This window comes from Streptomyces griseoloalbus (assembly GCA_014650015.1).
Lineage (GTDB): Bacteria > Actinomycetota > Actinomycetes > Streptomycetales > Streptomycetaceae > Streptomyces > Streptomyces griseoloalbus.
Genome location: BMUD01000005.1, coordinates 34,068 through 48,896 on the forward strand (window position 1 = coordinate 34,068; position 14,829 = coordinate 48,896).

General features: G+C 71.0%; 16 protein-coding genes. 10 read left to right on the forward strand and 6 right to left on the reverse strand.

The window, feature by feature from the left end; translation table 11 throughout:
- Positions 1-35 precede the first annotated feature (35 nt).
- The 6 genes from IE178_RS09125 to IE178_RS09150 all read left to right on the forward strand — a co-directional run bounded on the left by IE178_RS09125 (position 36) and on the right by IE178_RS09150 (position 7,963).
- Positions 36-1,910, forward strand: coding sequence for a phosphoenolpyruvate carboxykinase (GTP) (locus tag IE178_RS09125; RefSeq protein ID WP_184761208.1), 1,875 nt, complete (start codon positions 36-38; stop codon positions 1,908-1,910).
- A 546-nt stretch (positions 1,911-2,456) separates the two neighbouring features.
- Positions 2,457-5,378, forward strand: a complete 2,922-nt coding sequence (locus tag IE178_RS09130; protein ID WP_193511895.1) for a sensor histidine kinase — start codon at positions 2,457-2,459, stop codon at positions 5,376-5,378.
- Positions 5,375-5,812 (forward strand): roadblock/LC7 domain-containing protein, encoded by a 438-nt coding sequence (locus IE178_RS09135; protein ID WP_193511896.1) that lies wholly within the window; start codon positions 5,375-5,377, stop codon positions 5,810-5,812. Before IE178_RS09130 ends, IE178_RS09135 begins: the two co-directional genes overlap by 4 nt.
- A complete protein-coding gene (locus IE178_RS09140; protein ID WP_373301142.1) occupies positions 5,809-6,216 on the forward strand; it encodes a DUF742 domain-containing protein in 408 nt (135 codons plus the stop codon). The genes IE178_RS09135 and IE178_RS09140 overlap by 4 nt, the downstream gene beginning before the upstream one ends.
- Before the next feature lie 5 nt (positions 6,217-6,221).
- Positions 6,222-6,791 (forward strand): GTP-binding protein, encoded by a 570-nt coding sequence (locus IE178_RS09145; RefSeq protein WP_184761211.1) that lies wholly within the window; start codon positions 6,222-6,224, stop codon positions 6,789-6,791.
- A 38-nt stretch (positions 6,792-6,829) separates the two neighbouring features.
- The gene (locus IE178_RS09150) at positions 6,830-7,963 is read left to right on the forward strand and encodes an FAD-dependent monooxygenase (protein ID WP_193511897.1); all 1,134 of its coding nucleotides are present in this window, start codon (positions 6,830-6,832) and stop codon (positions 7,961-7,963) included.
- 242 nt (positions 7,964-8,205) lie between these two features.
- Here IE178_RS09150 and IE178_RS09155 read toward each other — a convergent pair whose 3' ends face one another.
- The gene (locus IE178_RS09155) at positions 8,206-8,823 is read right to left on the reverse strand and encodes a TetR family transcriptional regulator (RefSeq protein ID WP_193511898.1); all 618 of its coding nucleotides are present in this window, start codon (positions 8,821-8,823) and stop codon (positions 8,206-8,208) included.
- Positions 8,824-8,964: 141 nt separating this feature from the next.
- On the opposite strand from IE178_RS09155, the gene IE178_RS09160 reads away from it, so the two are divergent.
- Positions 8,965-9,837 carry an enoyl-CoA hydratase/isomerase family protein gene (locus IE178_RS09160; RefSeq protein ID WP_438874361.1) on the forward strand — a complete coding sequence of 291 codons (873 nt, stop codon included), beginning with the start codon at positions 8,965-8,967 and terminating at the stop codon, positions 9,835-9,837.
- A 112-nt stretch (positions 9,838-9,949) separates the two neighbouring features.
- Here the strand turns inward: IE178_RS09160 and IE178_RS09165 are convergent, their stop codons facing one another.
- Entirely contained in the window at positions 9,950-10,468 is a 519-nt protein-coding gene (locus IE178_RS09165; protein WP_193511899.1) for an ATP-binding protein, read from the reverse strand.
- Complete coding sequence (locus IE178_RS09170; RefSeq protein WP_193511900.1) at positions 10,468-10,671, reverse strand: hypothetical protein; 204 nt, start codon at positions 10,669-10,671, stop codon at positions 10,468-10,470. The genes IE178_RS09165 and IE178_RS09170 overlap by 1 nt, the downstream gene beginning before the upstream one ends.
- A gap of 181 nt (positions 10,672-10,852) precedes the next feature.
- On the opposite strand from IE178_RS09170, the gene IE178_RS09175 reads away from it, so the two are divergent.
- Positions 10,853-11,707 (forward strand): helix-turn-helix domain-containing protein, encoded by an 855-nt coding sequence (locus IE178_RS09175; protein WP_193511901.1) that lies wholly within the window; start codon positions 10,853-10,855, stop codon positions 11,705-11,707.
- A complete protein-coding gene (locus tag IE178_RS09180; protein WP_193511902.1) occupies positions 11,688-11,978 on the forward strand; it encodes a DUF397 domain-containing protein in 291 nt (96 codons plus the stop codon). Before IE178_RS09175 ends, IE178_RS09180 begins: the two co-directional genes overlap by 20 nt.
- A gap of 87 nt (positions 11,979-12,065) precedes the next feature.
- On the opposite strand, the gene IE178_RS09185 is transcribed toward IE178_RS09180, so the two are convergent.
- Positions 12,066-12,287 carry a hypothetical protein gene (locus IE178_RS09185; RefSeq protein ID WP_193511903.1) on the reverse strand — a complete coding sequence of 74 codons (222 nt, stop codon included), beginning with the start codon at positions 12,285-12,287 and terminating at the stop codon, positions 12,066-12,068.
- A 51-nt stretch (positions 12,288-12,338) separates the two neighbouring features.
- Between IE178_RS09185 and IE178_RS09190 the strand changes: the two genes are divergently transcribed.
- Positions 12,339-12,893, forward strand: a complete 555-nt coding sequence (locus IE178_RS09190) for a hypothetical protein (RefSeq protein WP_318279932.1) — start codon at positions 12,339-12,341, stop codon at positions 12,891-12,893.
- Positions 12,894-13,032: 139 nt separating this feature from the next.
- Here IE178_RS09190 and IE178_RS09195 read toward each other — a convergent pair whose 3' ends face one another.
- Together IE178_RS09195 and IE178_RS09200 are read right to left on the reverse strand one after the other, a co-directional pair.
- Entirely contained in the window at positions 13,033-13,455 is a 423-nt protein-coding gene (locus IE178_RS09195) for an SCO4983 family protein (protein WP_193511904.1), read from the reverse strand.
- 113 nt (positions 13,456-13,568) lie between these two features.
- On the reverse strand, positions 13,569-14,780 hold the full coding sequence (locus IE178_RS09200; protein ID WP_193511905.1) for a pyridoxal phosphate-dependent aminotransferase: 1,212 nt from the start codon (positions 14,778-14,780) through the stop codon (positions 13,569-13,571).
- Positions 14,781-14,829: the final 49 nt, after the last annotated feature.

The window sequence follows — 14,829 nt, forward strand, 5'->3', positions numbered from 1 at the left end:
CCTCTCAACAAAAAACCCCTCATTTAGGAGCAATCGTGGCGCGCGACATCGCGGCTCCCAGCGTCCCCACCACCCACCAGGGACTGATCTCCTGGGTCAACGAGATCGCAGACCTGACGCAGCCGGACCAAGTGGTCTGGTGCGACGGCTCAGAGGCCGAGTACGAGCGCCTGTGCGAGGAGCTCGTCGCCAAGGGCACCTTCCGCAAGCTCGACCCGATCAAGCGTCCGAACTCCTACTACGCCGCGTCCGACCCCACCGACGTCGCCCGCGTCGAGGACCGGACCTTCATCTGCTCCGAGAAGGAGGAGGACGCCGGCCCCACCAACCACTGGAAGGCCCCCGCGGAGATGCGGGACATCTTCCAGGGCGAGAAAGGCGTCTTCCGCGGCTCGATGAAGGGCCGCACCCTGTACGTGGTGCCCTTCTGCATGGGCCCCCTCGGCTCGCCGCTGTCCGCCATCGGCGTCGAGATCACCGACTCGGCGTACGTCGCCGTCTCCATGCGCACGATGACCCGCATGGGTCGGCCGGTCCTGGACGAGCTGGGCGACGACGGCTTCTTCGTCAAGGCCGTGCACTCGGTCGGCGCCCCGCTGGAGCCCGGCCAGCAGGACGTCCCCTGGCCCTGCAATGGGACGAAGTACATCTCCCACTTCCCCGAGGACCGCGAGATCTGGTCCTACGGCTCCGGCTACGGCGGCAACGCCCTGCTCGGCAAGAAGTGCTACGCCCTGCGCATCGCCTCCGTCATGGCCCGCGACGAGGGCTGGCTCGCCGAGCACATGCTGATCCTCAAGCTGACCCCGCCGCAGAATGATCCTGCGGCCCGCAGGGCCTCGTTCGAGGGTGGTGGTGGGCGACGGGAAGACGGGTCCAAGTACGTCGCCGCCGCCTTCCCGTCGGCCTGCGGCAAGACCAACCTCGCCATGCTGGAGCCCACGATCTCCGGCTGGACGGTCGAGACGATCGGCGACGACATCGCCTGGATGCGCTTCGGCGAGGACGGCCGCCTGTACGCCATCAACCCCGAGGCCGGCTTCTTCGGCGTCGCCCCCGGTACCGGCGAGCACACCAACGCCAACGCCATGAAGACGCTGTGGGGCAACTCGGTCTTCACGAACGTGGCGCTGACGGACGACGGCGACGTCTGGTGGGAGGGCATGACCGAGGAGACCCCGGCCCACCTGACGGACTGGAAGGGCAACGACTGGACCCCCGAGTCCGGCACGCCCGCCGCCCACCCCAACGCCCGCTTCACCACCCCCGCCGCGCAGTGCCCGATCATCGCGCCCGAGTGGGAGGACCCCAAGGGCGTGCCGATCTCCGCGATCCTCTTCGGCGGGCGCCGCGCCAGCGCCGTACCGCTGGTGACGGAGTCCTTCGACTGGAACCACGGCGTCTTCCTCGGCGCCAACGTGGCCTCCGAGAAGACCGCCGCCGCCGAGGGCAAGGTCGGTGAGCTGCGCCGCGACCCGTTCGCCATGCTGCCGTTCTGCGGCTACAACATGGGCGACTACATGGCGCACTGGATCGACGTGGCCAAGGACAAGGACCAGTCCAAGCTGCCGAAGATCTACTACGTCAACTGGTTCCGCAAGAACGACGAGGGCGCGTTCGTCTGGCCCGGCTTCGGCGAGAACAGCCGCGTTTTGAAGTGGATCGTGGAGCGCCTGGAGGGCAGGGCGGAAGGCGTCGAGACCCCCATCGGCGTACTCCCGGCCAAGGGCGCGCTGGACACCGACGGCCTGGACCTCTCCGAAGCCGACCTGGACTTCCTGCTCAGCGTCGACAAGGACGTGTGGCGCGAGGAGGCCGCCCTGATCCCCGAGCACCTCGACACCTTCGGCGACCACACGCCCAAGGAGCTGTGGGACCAGTACCACGCGCTGGTGAGGCGCCTGGGCTGACGCCCGCACAGACCCCGCGGCCGGTTGGGACAGGGATGCCCTGACCAGCGATCGTCACGGCCGGCCGCGGAACACACCGGCGGGGCCCGCACAACGGCGTGCGGGTGTGGGCCCGTCGCCGCTCTCCGTCCGCCCCGACGGGTACCGCGGTGACGGGACCCGGCCCGCCTTCCCCGGCTCGGCCCGCCTCCGCGGGCTTTCACGAACGGGCCAGTGGGTGACCGAGCGCTTCAGCCGGCCGATCGAGCCGACTGGAGCGCTCGGCCTTTGCCGGCGTCCCGGCCGTCCCCCTCGGCGCCAGACGAGGTGAAGGTGCGGTGCCCGACCGGTGCCGGAATGCAGTGGACCGAATCGGTCCGGGCGGTGATGCCCGAAGTGCCCCGCGGTGGGCGCTCTCTGAGGTCGCCCCGCTTGGGGTAATCGAACGCACAGTATGACTAATATGCGCGCGGCATCATGTGTGATTGAAAGCGTCCGGTTGTGAAGCCGGTCCGTCCGAGGGAGTCCGCCCTGCGCTCGCGTGCAAGAAAGCCCATCCCGACGAGCATGTCGTTGCGGACGGCACTCCTCGTCCTGGCCTTCGTCCCCGGGATCGCACTGATCGCGCTGTGGGCCGTCACCAGCGGCCAGACCTATCTCGACTTCCAGCGGCAGGCGGACCAGGGCCTGTTGGCGGAGAAGGCCGGAAATCCGTCGAACATCGTCTACTACAACCTCCAGCAGGAACGCCGCCTCAGCGCCGAGGTGCTCGCCGGACAGGACGGGGCGGCCAAGGCGCTGGCACGGCAACGGGCTGCGACGGACGAGGCGGTGGACGTCTTCCGGACGCTGTCGGACGACCTGTCCGCGGCCGGGGACGCGCCCCGGCAGGTCAGGGAGGCGGTCGACGAGGCGCGCGAGGCGATCGACCGGCTGCCCGCGCAGCGCTCCCTGGTCGACAGCGGCGACGAGGACCAGCAGGCGGCGGTGTACCGGTACTACACCGACCTGATCGCGGTGGACCTGGAGCTGTTCACGTCCCTCAGCCAGGTGGACAACGGCCGGATCACCGTGCTCTCCCAGCCGCTCGTCGACCTGTTCTGGACCAAGGAGATGATCTCCCGCACGGATGCGCTGCTGGCCCGCGGCTGGGGCGCGGACACGCTGACCACCGGGGAGCTCCGGCAGGTCCGTGAGGCGGTCGAGGCGCAGTCCTTCCTGAGCACCGTGAAGGTCGCGTCCAAGCTGCCCGCCGAGGAACGCGCCATGTGGCAGCGGATCACGGGCAGCGCGGCATGGAAGAACAAGACCGGCGTGGAGGAGGCGGTGCTGGCCGCGGGCCGGCCCGACGCGGGCGGCCCGGTCACCCTGGACGCCGACCGGGAGACCTGGCGCGGCGCGATGGACGCCCTCACCCCGGATTTCGAGGAACTCCTCGAACACCGGACCGCCCTGGTGCATGAGCAGGGCAAGGCGAGTGTGATGGCGCTGCTGTACAGGATGGTGCTCACCACTGTCGTCGGTCTCGCCGCCGTCGTCGCCGTGATCTGGACGACGTGGCGCCTCACCCGCAACCTCCGCCGGCGCATCGGCAGCCTGCAGGAGCAGGCCGAGATGCTGGAGGCGGCGCTGCCCGACGTCGTGGAGCGGCTCGCGCAGGGCGAGCGGATCGACGTCGAGGCCGAGGCGAGGGCCATCGCGCACGAAGGCCCCGGCCGTGCCGACGACGAGCTGACCCGGCTCGGCGCGGCGCTCAACCTCGCCCGCACCAGCGCCCTGAAGGCCGCCGTCAAGCAGGCCGACCAGCATCGCGGGTTCGAACGGCTGCTGCAGCGCATCGCCCGCCGCACCCAGCAGCTGATCGGGCAGCAGCTGAAGAAACTGGACGAGATGGAGCGCCGCCACGAGGACTCCGAGGTCCTCGACGGCCTCTTCGACCTCGACCATCTCACCGCCCGGCTGCGGCGTTACGAGGAGAACCTGGTCATCCTCGCCGGCGGCACCCCGCACCGGCGGTGGCGCAAGCCGGTCGCCCTGTTGGACGTGATGCGCTCGGCGCAGGGCGAGGTGCAGGACTACCGGCGGGTGGTGCTGGACCAGGAGGGCGAACCGTGGCTCGCGGCGCGGGCCGTCGGTCCGGTCACGCACGTGCTGGCCGAACTCATCGAGAACGCGCTCACCTTCTCCCGCCCGCCGAGCCCGGTCGAGGTCAGGGCGGCCGAGGTGAGCCGCGGTCTGGCCATCGAGATCGAGGACCGCGGCCTGGGCATGGAGTCGGAGGCGCTGGCCGCGGCCAACGAGCTGATGGCCCGTCCGCACCGGTTCGACGTGCTGGCCCACTCCGACGACATCCGCCTGGGCCTGCACGTGGTCGCGCGCCTGACGCACCAGTACGGGCTGCGGGTGGAGTTCCGCGCGTCCGCGTTCGGCGGTACGCGCGTGGTCGTGCTCGTCCCGGCCGAACTCACCGCCCCCGCGCCGCAGCAGGGCCCGGTGGCGGTGCCCCCACTCGTCCCGGACCCCGGGCCCGCGCAGGCACCGGCCGCTCCCGCGCACGGCGCCGAGGAGCCGCTGCCCGTACGGGTACAGGGTCGGGCGATGGCCGACGTCACGGCGTTGATCCCGGCCGGGTCCCGTGCGCCGGAGCCCCCGCGGTCCCCGGACCCGCACCGCGCCCAGGCCCCCTGGCCCACCGACGCCGCCCCGACGCCGGACACGGCAGACACGGCGGACACGCCGGACACGCCGTACGGCCACGGCCACCAACGGCCCGCCGCGCAGTACGGCACCCACCCGGTCGCCCCGGCCCAGGAACCCGTCGGTGTCCCCACGCCCCAGGACGACCGGACGTCGCACATCGACGCTCCGTACGGGACGGTCCAGGACCACGACGGCACTGGCGACGCCCCCTACGGCACCGGCCCCGCCCCCTACGGCACCGGTCCCGCCCCGTACGGCACCGGTCCCGCGCCGTACGGGACCGATCCGGCTCCCGCCTCCTTCGGCACCGGTCCCGCCCCGTACGGGACCGATCCGGCTCCCGCCTCCTTCGGCACCGGTCCCGCCCCCTACGGCACCGATCCAACCCCTTACGGCACCGGTCCCGCGCCGTACCCGGCCGGGACCGCCCCGGCCCACGCCGGTGAAACCCCCGTCCACCAAGGTGCGTACGCGGTACCGCAGCCGCCCCCAACCGGTGCCGAGGCCGGCGGCGGCCCCGCCCTGACCGGTGACGAGGCACCGCTGCCGCGGCGGGTGCGCCAGGCCAGCCTGGCCGACGAACTGCGCGTCGACCCCACGGCCGGGCCCCCGCTGCCCAGGCCTCCCCGCTGGCAGGACGATCCGATGCTGCGCCCCGTACCGCGCCGCGCCGGGGCGACGATCGGCGCGTTCCAGCGCCGGTCGCGGGCCGCCCGTGAGGGACGGACCCCGGCGCCGCCCGAATCCGGTTCCCCTCGCCACCCGATGAGAGAAGAAGAGGAGTCATGACACGTACCACCGCGACCCACCAGGACCTGGACTGGCTGCTCGACGGCCTCGTGGACTCGGTCGCCGAGACCAGGAACGCGGTTCTGCTGTCCGACGACGGCCTGGTCGTGAGCCATTCGCAGAGCATCGCGCGCGCGGACGCCGAGCGTCTGGCCGCCATCTGCACCGGCCAGCAGAGCCTGGCCCGCGGTGTGGGACAGCTCTTCGACGGCGGTGTCGTCCACCAGGTCATCGTCGAACTCGCCGACCTGTGGCTCTTCATCATCGCGGCCGGCCAGGGCACCCACCTGGCCGTGGTCGCCTCCCAGGAGGTGGACGCGGAGGTGATGTCGCTCGCCATGCACAACCTCGTGCAGCAGGTCGGGCAGAAGCTCGGCACGGCGGCCCGCGCTGGGTTCGACGCCTTCGGCATGGGGCAGGGAACCGGCGCGTGAACCCGGGATGGGAGCACGACGACGCGGGTGAGGACGGCGCGGAGAGCATGGTGCGTCCGTACACCATCACCCGTGGCCGCACCGCTCCCGCACGTGACGACCTCACCCTCATCACCGTGCTCACGACCGTGGAGGACCCGCGCGACGAGCGCGGGGCGCCCGTGCGGCCGGGCAGGCTCCAGCCGGAGCACCGCCGCATTCTGGATCGCTGCCGCCAACCCGCGGCGGTCGCCGAGGTCGCCGCCGATCTCGACCTCGCCGTGTCGGTGACCAAGATCCTGCTGGCCGACCTCGTCGGCCAGGGCCTGCTCGCCGCGCGGGCGCCGATCACGGTGGCCTGGGCGGCGGGCGGCGTCGACCCGAGCCTGCTGGCCGCCGTTCGTGACGGACTCCGGAGACTGTAGAAGCCATGATCACCAGTCAGGCGGCGCCCGCCGCCGTCAAGATCCTCGTCGCGGGCGGATTCGGCGTCGGCAAGACCACCCTGGTGGGTGCGGTCAGCGAGGTCGCGCCGCTGCACACCGAGGAGTACATGACGAGGGCCAGCATCGGCGTCGACGACCTGGCGGGGGTCGGGGACAAGGAGACCACCACCGTCGCCCTGGACTTCGGACGCATCACGATCAACGCCGACCTGGTCATGTACCTCTTCGGCACTCCGGGCCAGGAACGCTTCTGGTTCATGTGGAACGACCTGGTCCATGGTGCGCTCGGTGGCGTGGTCATCGCCGACACCCGGCGTCTGGACAGCAGTTTCGCCTCGATCGACTTCTTCGAGAGCCGGCGCATCCCGTTCGTGGTGGCCATCAACTGCTTCCACGGCCACAACACCCGTACCCCCGACGAGATCAGGGCGGCCCTCGACCTCGACCCGCATGTGCCGCTGCTGATCGGTGACGCCCGGGAGCGCGCGTACGGCAAGGAGACGCTGCTCACCCTCGTCGACCACCTGGCGCGCCTGAACGCGTCGGTCGCCTGACCGTCCGCCCTTCCCCACACTCTCCCGGAGACACCGACATGGCCTCACAGCTGCGCGTCCTCGTTCACGGCGGCGGCATCGGCGGACTCACCCTCGCCACCGCGCTGGCCCGGCGCGGCCACACCGTGGAGGTCGCCGAACTCCGCGGCGCACTGGAGGCGCTCGGCGTGGGCATCATCCAGCCGTCCAACGCGCTGCACGTCATGCGGGAGATCGGGGTGCTCGACGACTGCCTCGCGGCCGGTTTCGCGTGGGAGATCCTCACCATCGCCGATCCTGCGGGCAACGCCCTGGCCCGTATCCCGCAGCCCCGGATGGGTGACGCTCCCCCCGCCAACGGCATCCCCCGCCCGGCGCTCGCGCGGGTGCTCGGTGCCGCCGCGGTGGCGGCCGGTGCGAAGATCCGGTTCTCCGCCACCGTCACGGAACTCACCGACGACGGCTCGGGCGTCGACGTCACCCTCTCGGACGGCTCGTCGGACCGCTGGGACCTGGTGGTCGGCTTCGACGGCATCGGCTCCCCGGTGCGCACGCGCCTGTACGGCGACCGCTACACCCCCGAGTACACCGGCTTCGCCAACTGGCGGGTCACGGTGCCCCGCGCGCCCCAGGTGCGGGGTGTGGTGATGAGCACCGCCGGGCAGGAGGCGAAGGCGCTGCTCACTCCGATCACGCAGGACTCGATGTACCTGGGCGCGGTGTCCGCGGAGGCCGAGGACTTCAGACCGGACCCGGAGCGTGCGCACGAGCAGCTCGCCGAGCGGCTGACGATGTTCTCCGGGCCGGTCGCCGAGGCGCTCGCCACCGCCACCGACCCCGCGGCCGTCGTGTACTCCAGGATCTCCCAGGTGACGGTGGACGCGCCGTGGCACGTGGGCCGTGTGGCGCTGGCCGGTGACGCGGCCCACGCGAGTGCCCCGCAGCTGGCGCAGGGCGCGGCGATGGCCGTCGAGGACGCGATCGTGCTCGCCGAGTCCCTGGACGCGCACGCCGACGTCCCCGCGGCGCTCAGGGCGTGGGAGGAGCGGCGCCGGCCCCGCGCCCTGTGGGTACAGGCCCTGTCCCGCGCGGTACTCAAGCAGGAGACGGGCGGGAGGACGACCGCCGAGGAGGACGAACTCCTGAGGACCGGCGTACCGGGCGCCGCCCACGCCCTGGTCCAGCCGTACTGACCCACTGCGGTCCGGGGACCGCCCGGCATGTCTACGGCGGTCCGGACCTGCCCGGCGCTGTCCCGGCCCGTGACGACGGCGGCCACCACGCCACCGATCAGCAGGACCGCGAGGAGGATTCCCCTCATTCGTCTCACGTCCGGAGCATGCCTGCGGAATCCAACGTTCCCGGGCGGCCCGTGAACGGCCGGTGGCCGCGTGATACCGGTACGCAACGGGAAGGAGGCCGCCGCCTCGGCCCTTTACGACGGAGCGTGCGTCTGCTGGCATGCCGGGGTCGAGAAGGCGGCGAACGCAGCGTCCAGCAGTTCGCCGAGGTCCTCGTCGCCGCCGCTCGCACTCCATTGCCCGAGGACGATCCACAGGCATTCGAGCGCCGCCGCTACGCGAACGTGGGCGATGACCGATGACCCGTCGGTCGAGGAGGTTGTCTTCTGCAGTCGGGCGACGATCCCTGGTCGCCATTCAGCCTGCTTCTCGCGCAGGCGTGCGCACAGGGCTGGGGTCTGCTCGATGAGGCCGAGGATCGTCACGAGTTCCTGGACGTCGCGCACGAGGAACGTCACGGCTGACTCCAGGGCGTTGCGCAGCCTGCTCCAGTCGTCCTGGTTGGCCCGGTCGGCATCGAGCGCGTCAGCGATGACGTCACCGACAGGGTCGAAGACGAACAGGACCACGTCTTCCTTGGTGCCGAAGTAGCGCAGGAAGGTGCTCCGCGACACTCCGGCGGCTTCGGAGAGGTCGGCAAAGGTGACCTGGTCGAAGCCGGTGAGGCAGAACCGGTTGAACGCCACGCGGGCCAGCTCTGCTCGCACCGCGTGGCGGCTGATCTCACGGGTACCGACTGGCGTTGCGCTCATGGGGACGAGTGTACTCCGGCACACTTGTTTGCTTCTTTGGGTACAGGATTCTAACGTGATACTCAGTGTCAGTCGCGACGCTGAGATTCGCGACGCTGTCCCCAGCCGGCGGCCCGGTCGCGGGCCGTCCCTCACCGCGGAATGAGCCACCTCATGAGCTATGAAGACCTTCCCGCCCTGACGATCGACGTCTCGGACGGGGTCGCGACGGTGACCATCGATCACCCGCCGCTCAATCTGATGGACGCGGTCCTCCTTCCGTCACTCCGGGCATTCGTCGCGCGTGTGCGGGACGACGCCGACGTCCGCGTCATTGTCTTCGAGAGCGCTGACCCGGAGTTCTTCGTCGCGCACGGTGACATGGCCTACCTCACCGACCCTGACGCGCTGCCTGCGGCCACTCGCGCTGCGATCGCGGCCGCGCCGGGCTCGACCGTCCCGGAAGGCCTGAACATCCTCCAGGCGATGAGCGAAGAGGTCCGCTCGCTGCCGCAGGTCACCATCGGCAAGCTGGCGGGCTTCGCGCGCGGCGCGGGCAACGAGTTCTTCATGTACCTGGACATGCGATTCGCGGCGATCGGCAAGTCGGGGCAGGGGCAGCCGGAGTCCTTGATGGGGATCCTGCCCGGAGGCGGCGGCACGGTGAACATGACGCGCCTGGCAGGAAGGGCCCGCACGCTGGAGCTCATCCTCGGCGCCGAACTCGTGGGCGCGGAGCTCGCGGAACGGTACGGCCTGATCAACCGTGCCCTGCCCGCCGCGGAACTCGATTCCTTCGTCGACACCCTCGCCCGACGGATCGCCGGCCTCCGGCCGGAGGTGATCTCCATCACGAAGGCTGCGGTCGACGCGGTCGCGCAGCCGATTCCGCGTGCGGCGTACGCCGTTGAGAACGAGGGCCTGTTCGCGGCGTTCGGCGATGAGGTCACCGAACTCGCCCACAAGCTGCTCGCCGCTGGTATCCAGACCCGCGAGGGCGAACGGGACCACGAGCGCATCGCCAACAGCATCTGAGTGCCCAAGTTCTCGCCATCCGTGCGCAGAGACTCCGTGGGAAGAGTTCCTCAGCCATTGCCGGCACGCGCGTTGTCGGGTGGTCGGTTCGACCACCCTGGTTCGCCGGGCCTCACTGCCGCTGACGGTCCTCAGGAACTGCGGCCTGCTGACGGCGGAGCCCGACGCCTTCCGGGCCGGGGACCGGGTGGCCGGACGGCGCGCACGCGACCGACATCGGATCACGGCGTGGAGTCTCGTCCCCACCCGGGACCGCGCCCCTGTCCGGTGATCGCGCCCCCAGCTCGCACCACACGGTCTTGCCGTCGGACCCCTGCGCCACGCCCCACCTCAGCGTCAGCGCGTCGAGCAGCGCGAGCCCCCGCCCCGACTCGTCCTCGTCGGCCACCGCCGCACGCAGGACGGGCAGCGCACGGGGGTCGGGATCGGTCACCTCCAGGCGCGTACGTCCGTCACTGTCCCGCAGGACGCGGACGGTGACGGGAACTCCCTCGCCGAGGTGCTGGATCACGTTGGTGACCAGCTCGCTCGCGCAGAGCTGGACGTCGGTGCCGTACTCGCGCAGCGTCCGCCGCACGCCGGACACCTCGGTCGGGGTCGCGAGCAGCTCCAGGGTCGTCATCGGCCGCATCACTCGGCCCCCTTGCGGAGGGCGGCCGTCAGGGCCTGGGCGGTGAGGAGGTTGCAGTTGCCGAGCGTGATCAGCGGCCGGGTCGGGCAGCGGGAGGCGAAGGTCGGCAGGTCGACCCCGAGGGACGGCAGCGTGATGCCGTGTGCGGCGAGCGCCGCCCGCAGTTCCTCGGCGCAGGCGTCGGCTTCGGAGGGGCTGTGCATGGGTGGTTCACACCTTCCAGTGCGCTGTGTGACGAACTGCTCACACTGTGCCGCCGGTCGGCGTAGCGTGACAGCACTTCGGCATCCCGGTCCTGAACTGCACGTATGCGGTTCGGGAGTTGGTAGGGGCGGGGGAATGCCGGGGAAGCGGGCGGTAACGGCACACCTAGGACGGTGAACGATGGGGCAGCGCAAGGACATCGACGGCTCGACGGGCGTCCCGACCTTCTACGGCAGCGAGTTGCGCTGGAAACGGGAGGAGGCGGGACTCACCCTCCAGCAGCTCGTCGAGGGCAGCTTCTACGGGCCGAGCCACCTCAGCGAGATCGAACGCGGCACGCGCCGGATGCCGGCGGAACTGGCCGAGCACGTGGACCGCGTGCTCGGCACGGACGGGTTCTTCCGGCGGCGGTGCGAGGACGTACGGCGGGCGAAGCGGCGGGGGCACGCGAGCTACTTCGAGCGGGTGCTGGAGGCGGAGAAGCACGCGGAGACCATCGAGGAGTGGTCTCCGACGCTGATCCCGGGGTTGTTGCAGACGGATGCGTACGCGCGGGCGGTGGTGCGGGCGACCCACCCGCTGGCCCCGGGCGAGGAGGTGGAGGAGAAGGCCACCGCCCGACTGGCGCGGGCCCGTCTCTTCGAGGAGAACCACAAGACACCCGTGTACTGGGCCATCCTGTCGGAGTCACTGCTCCGTCAGCCGATCGTCCCGCCGGACCAGGCCGCCGAACAGTGGGAGCACATTGCCGCGTTGGCCAGGCGGCACCGCATCGTTCCGCAGATCCTTCCGTGGAACTGCGGTGCGCACCCGTTCATGCTGGGCACCGCCAAGATCATGACGTTCCCCGATGCACCACCGCTGGTCTACACGGAGGCGCTGCACAGTGGGGACACCATCGAGGATCCATGCCTCGTGAAGGAGTACCGAAGGTCGTACGATCTGCTCAGGGCCGCCGCACTGCCACTGGAGGCGTCCCTGGCCCTCATTGAGCAAGCGGCAGAGGATGTGCGAAATGGCGAGCAACGCGAATGACTTGAGCACCGCTGTCTGGCGCAAGAGCAGCTACAGCAACGGCAGCGGCGGTGACTGCCTGGAAGTCGCCGAGGACTTCCCCGGCGCCGCCCGCTGGCGCAAGAGCAGCTACAGCAATGGCGACGGCGGGGACTGCGTAGAGGTCTGCGACGCCCACACCGCCGTCGTCCCCGTCCGTGACTCCAAGGTTCCCCACGGCCCGGTCCTCACCATCACGGCACCGGCCTGGACATCGTTCGTCACGTCCCTCAAGTCGGCCCCCACCGCCTGACACGGCCGGCTCACCGCCGCCGTCCGCGCCGGCGACGATGTCGGCGTGTCCACCGGACGCAATCGGTAGTCACGCCCAGAACCAGGATCACGGCGAGGGTGCGGCCAGCACTGCCTGGGACGCCGTACCACCCACCTTGAAACGCGCTCCGAACGGCCCCTTGGCGTCCACGAAGGGACGCAGGGTCAGGGGCAGGGCGCGCACGGCCGGTTCCGGCTCCGCCTCCGGCACCCCCGGGTCACGCTGGAGCAGCACCCGCCAGAACGTGCCCGGGTAGTGCGGCTGCGGAGCCTCCCAGTACCGGGGCACGAGGCGGCCGTCGGCCGTCACCGGGTCGGACGCGTCGTTGTGCGTGACGCAGTGGAAGACCGACAGGTGTTCTCCAAGCTGGAGCTGGACGGCCCGGCCCCCGCCGAGCCGCTGAAGGTCACGGCGACCCGCACCGACGCGAACGGCACGCACGAGCTGGGCACGACCACCGTCAAGGCGGACGGCACCTTCACCGTGCTCGACGAACCGGACCTGGTCGGCGATGCCACGTACACCGTGTCGTTCCTCGGCGACCTGACCCACCGCCCCGCCACCGACGTCACGCACACCGTGTCCGTCGGCAAGGCGGCCAGCTCGATCGCGCTCACCGCCCCGGCTGAGGCGTCGATGAGCAGCGGTGTCCGGCTTACCGGGACGTTCGCCGCGCAGGGCAAGGCGCTGCCCGAGCGGGCCGTGCTCAAGGTGGGGCGCACCGACCGGCTCGGCACCGGCACGCTGTCGTCGGTGACCGTGGCGGCGGACGGCACCTTCGTCATCGACGACCTGCCGCGCACCCGGGGCGAGACGACCTACACGGTCGGCTGGCCGGGTGACGACCTGCACGAGGGAGCCACGGCGTCGGCGACGTTCCGCGTCACCCGCTGACCTCACGCGCAACGCCGACGGGGCACTCCGGGCAGCACGCCCGGAGTGCCCCGTCGGCGGTGGGGTGATGCAGGGCGCCCGGTCCGCGCGTCGCTGCGGGTGCACGCGGACCGGGGCCGTTCAGGGAGCCCGGTGGGGCTCAGTGGGACGCGAGCGCACGCGGCTGCAGGGCCGCGGTGTGCGCGTCCATCCGTTCGGCGGCGAGGATCGCCGCCGCCGTGTCGGCGCGGGAGGCGGCGACGACCAGGGCGCGGCCCGCGAGGGCGTGCGCCCGCCGGTGCAGGGCGTCGGTGTGCGGCTCGCGGCCCGGCGCGGTCGCCGCCGCGCGGGCCGGCGTACGTCCACCCCGCAGGCGGGCGACCTGCTCGGCGAGCCGTTCGGCCGCGGTGTCCAGGTCGGCCGCGGGCGCCACCAGGCGCAGGTCGTCGGTGACGGCGAGCAGCGCGGCGAGATGGCCCGCGAGCTGGATGTCCAGCTCTTCCTCACGGGTGCGGTGGGGGAAGTCGTCGGGGGCGTCGGCCATCGTGCTGTGGACCGACTTGGTGCGGATCGGTTCGTACATGATGGATGGCCTCCTGGACGCCGGCAGGAAACCATCCTAGCTTAGATCTCGTCTAAAGTTGAGTCGTTCACAAAACCGGACGACATGATGCACGCAGGGTGAGCGCGCCGCCGTCAGGGCTGGCCGTAGCCGTCCAGGAAGCGGCCGATCCGGCCCACCGCGTCCCGCAGGTCGGTGACCGACGGCAGGGTGACGACCCGGAAGTGGTCCGGCTCCGGCCAGTTGAAGCCGGTGCCCTGGACGACCATGATCTTCTCGCGGCGCAGCAGGTCCAGGACCATCCGCCGGTCGTCCTTGATCTTGAAGACATCGGGGTCGAGCCGCGGGAAGAGGTACAGCGCCCCCTTCGGCTTCACGCAGCTCACGCCCGGGATCTGGGTCAGCAGTTCGTACGCCGCGTCCCGCTGTTCGCGCAGCCGGCCGCCCGGCAGTACCAGGTCGTTGATCGTCTGGCGTCCGCTGAGCGCCGCGACCACGCCGTGCTGGCCCGGCATGTTCGCGCACAGGCGCATGTTCGCCAGGATCGTCAGGCCCTCGATGTAGGAGTCGGCGTGCGCGCGCGGGCCCGAGATCGACATCCAGCCCACCCGGTAACCGGCCACCCGGTACGCCTTCGACATGCCGTTGAAGGTCAGGGTGAGCAGGTCGGGGGCGACGGAGGCGGTGGGGATGTGCTCGGCGTCGTCGTAGAGGATCTTGTCGTAGATCTCGTCCGAGCAGACCAGCAGGTTGTGGCGGCGGGCGATGTCCGTCAGGCCCTTGACGACCGCCTCGTCGTAGACCGCGCCGGTCGGGTTGTTCGGGTTGATGATGACGAGCGCCTTGGTGCGGTCGGTCACCTTGCGCTCCACGTCGGCGAGGTCCGGCATCCAGTCGGACTGCTCGTCGCAGCGGTAGTGCACCGGCGTGCCGCCGGAGAGCGAGACGGCGGCCGTCCACAGCGGATAGTCGGGCGCGGGGACCAGCACCTCGTCGCCGTCGTCCAGCAGCCCTTGCATCGCCATCACGATCAGCTCGGAGACGCCGTTGCCGATGAAGACGTGCTCGACGTCGGTCTCGATGCCGAGGGTCTGGTTGTGCATCACGACCGCCCGGCGCGCCGCCAGCAGGCCCTTCGCGTCGCCGTAGCCGTGGGCCGACGACACGTTGCGGAGGATGTCCTCCAGGATCTCGGGCGGACACTCGAAGCCGAAGGCGGCCGGGTTGCCGGTGTTCAGCTTGAGGATGCGGTGACCGGCCGCTTCCAGCCGCATCGCCTCCTCGAGCACCGGGCCCCGGATCTCGTAACAGACGTTGGCGAGCTTGGTCGACTGGATCACCTGCATGCAGGGAGCTTACGACCCGGTCATGCCTTTTGGGCCGTGTTCTCCGACA

What these genes read in the sequence shown, in the direction of transcription:
- IE178_RS09155 (WP_193511898.1), bottom strand. Translation starts at nt 8,823, where the DNA reads ATGAGCGCAACGCCAGTCGGTACCCGTGAGATCAGCCGCCACGCGGTG.
- IE178_RS09145 (WP_184761211.1), top strand. Translation starts at nt 6,222, where the DNA reads ATGATCACCAGTCAGGCGGCGCCCGCCGCCGTCAAGATCCTCGTCGCG.
- IE178_RS09170 (WP_193511900.1), bottom strand. Translation starts at nt 10,671, where the DNA reads ATGCACAGCCCCTCCGAAGCCGACGCCTGCGCCGAGGAACTGCGGGCG.
- IE178_RS09165 (WP_193511899.1), bottom strand. Translation starts at nt 10,468, where the DNA reads ATGCGGCCGATGACGACCCTGGAGCTGCTCGCGACCCCGACCGAGGTG.
- IE178_RS09175 (WP_193511901.1), top strand. Translation starts at nt 10,853, where the DNA reads ATGGGGCAGCGCAAGGACATCGACGGCTCGACGGGCGTCCCGACCTTC.
- IE178_RS09160 (WP_438874361.1), top strand. Translation starts at nt 8,965, where the DNA reads ATGAGCCACCTCATGAGCTATGAAGACCTTCCCGCCCTGACGATCGAC.
- IE178_RS09180 (WP_193511902.1), top strand. Translation starts at nt 11,688, where the DNA reads ATGGCGAGCAACGCGAATGACTTGAGCACCGCTGTCTGGCGCAAGAGC.
- IE178_RS09135 (WP_193511896.1), top strand. Translation starts at nt 5,375, where the DNA reads ATGACACGTACCACCGCGACCCACCAGGACCTGGACTGGCTGCTCGAC.
- IE178_RS09150 (WP_193511897.1), top strand. Translation starts at nt 6,830, where the DNA reads ATGGCCTCACAGCTGCGCGTCCTCGTTCACGGCGGCGGCATCGGCGGA.
- IE178_RS09195 (WP_193511904.1), bottom strand. Translation starts at nt 13,455, where the DNA reads ATGTACGAACCGATCCGCACCAAGTCGGTCCACAGCACGATGGCCGAC.
- IE178_RS09200 (WP_193511905.1), bottom strand. Translation starts at nt 14,780, where the DNA reads ATGCAGGTGATCCAGTCGACCAAGCTCGCCAACGTCTGTTACGAGATC.
- IE178_RS09130 (WP_193511895.1), top strand. Translation starts at nt 2,457, where the DNA reads ATGTCGTTGCGGACGGCACTCCTCGTCCTGGCCTTCGTCCCCGGGATC.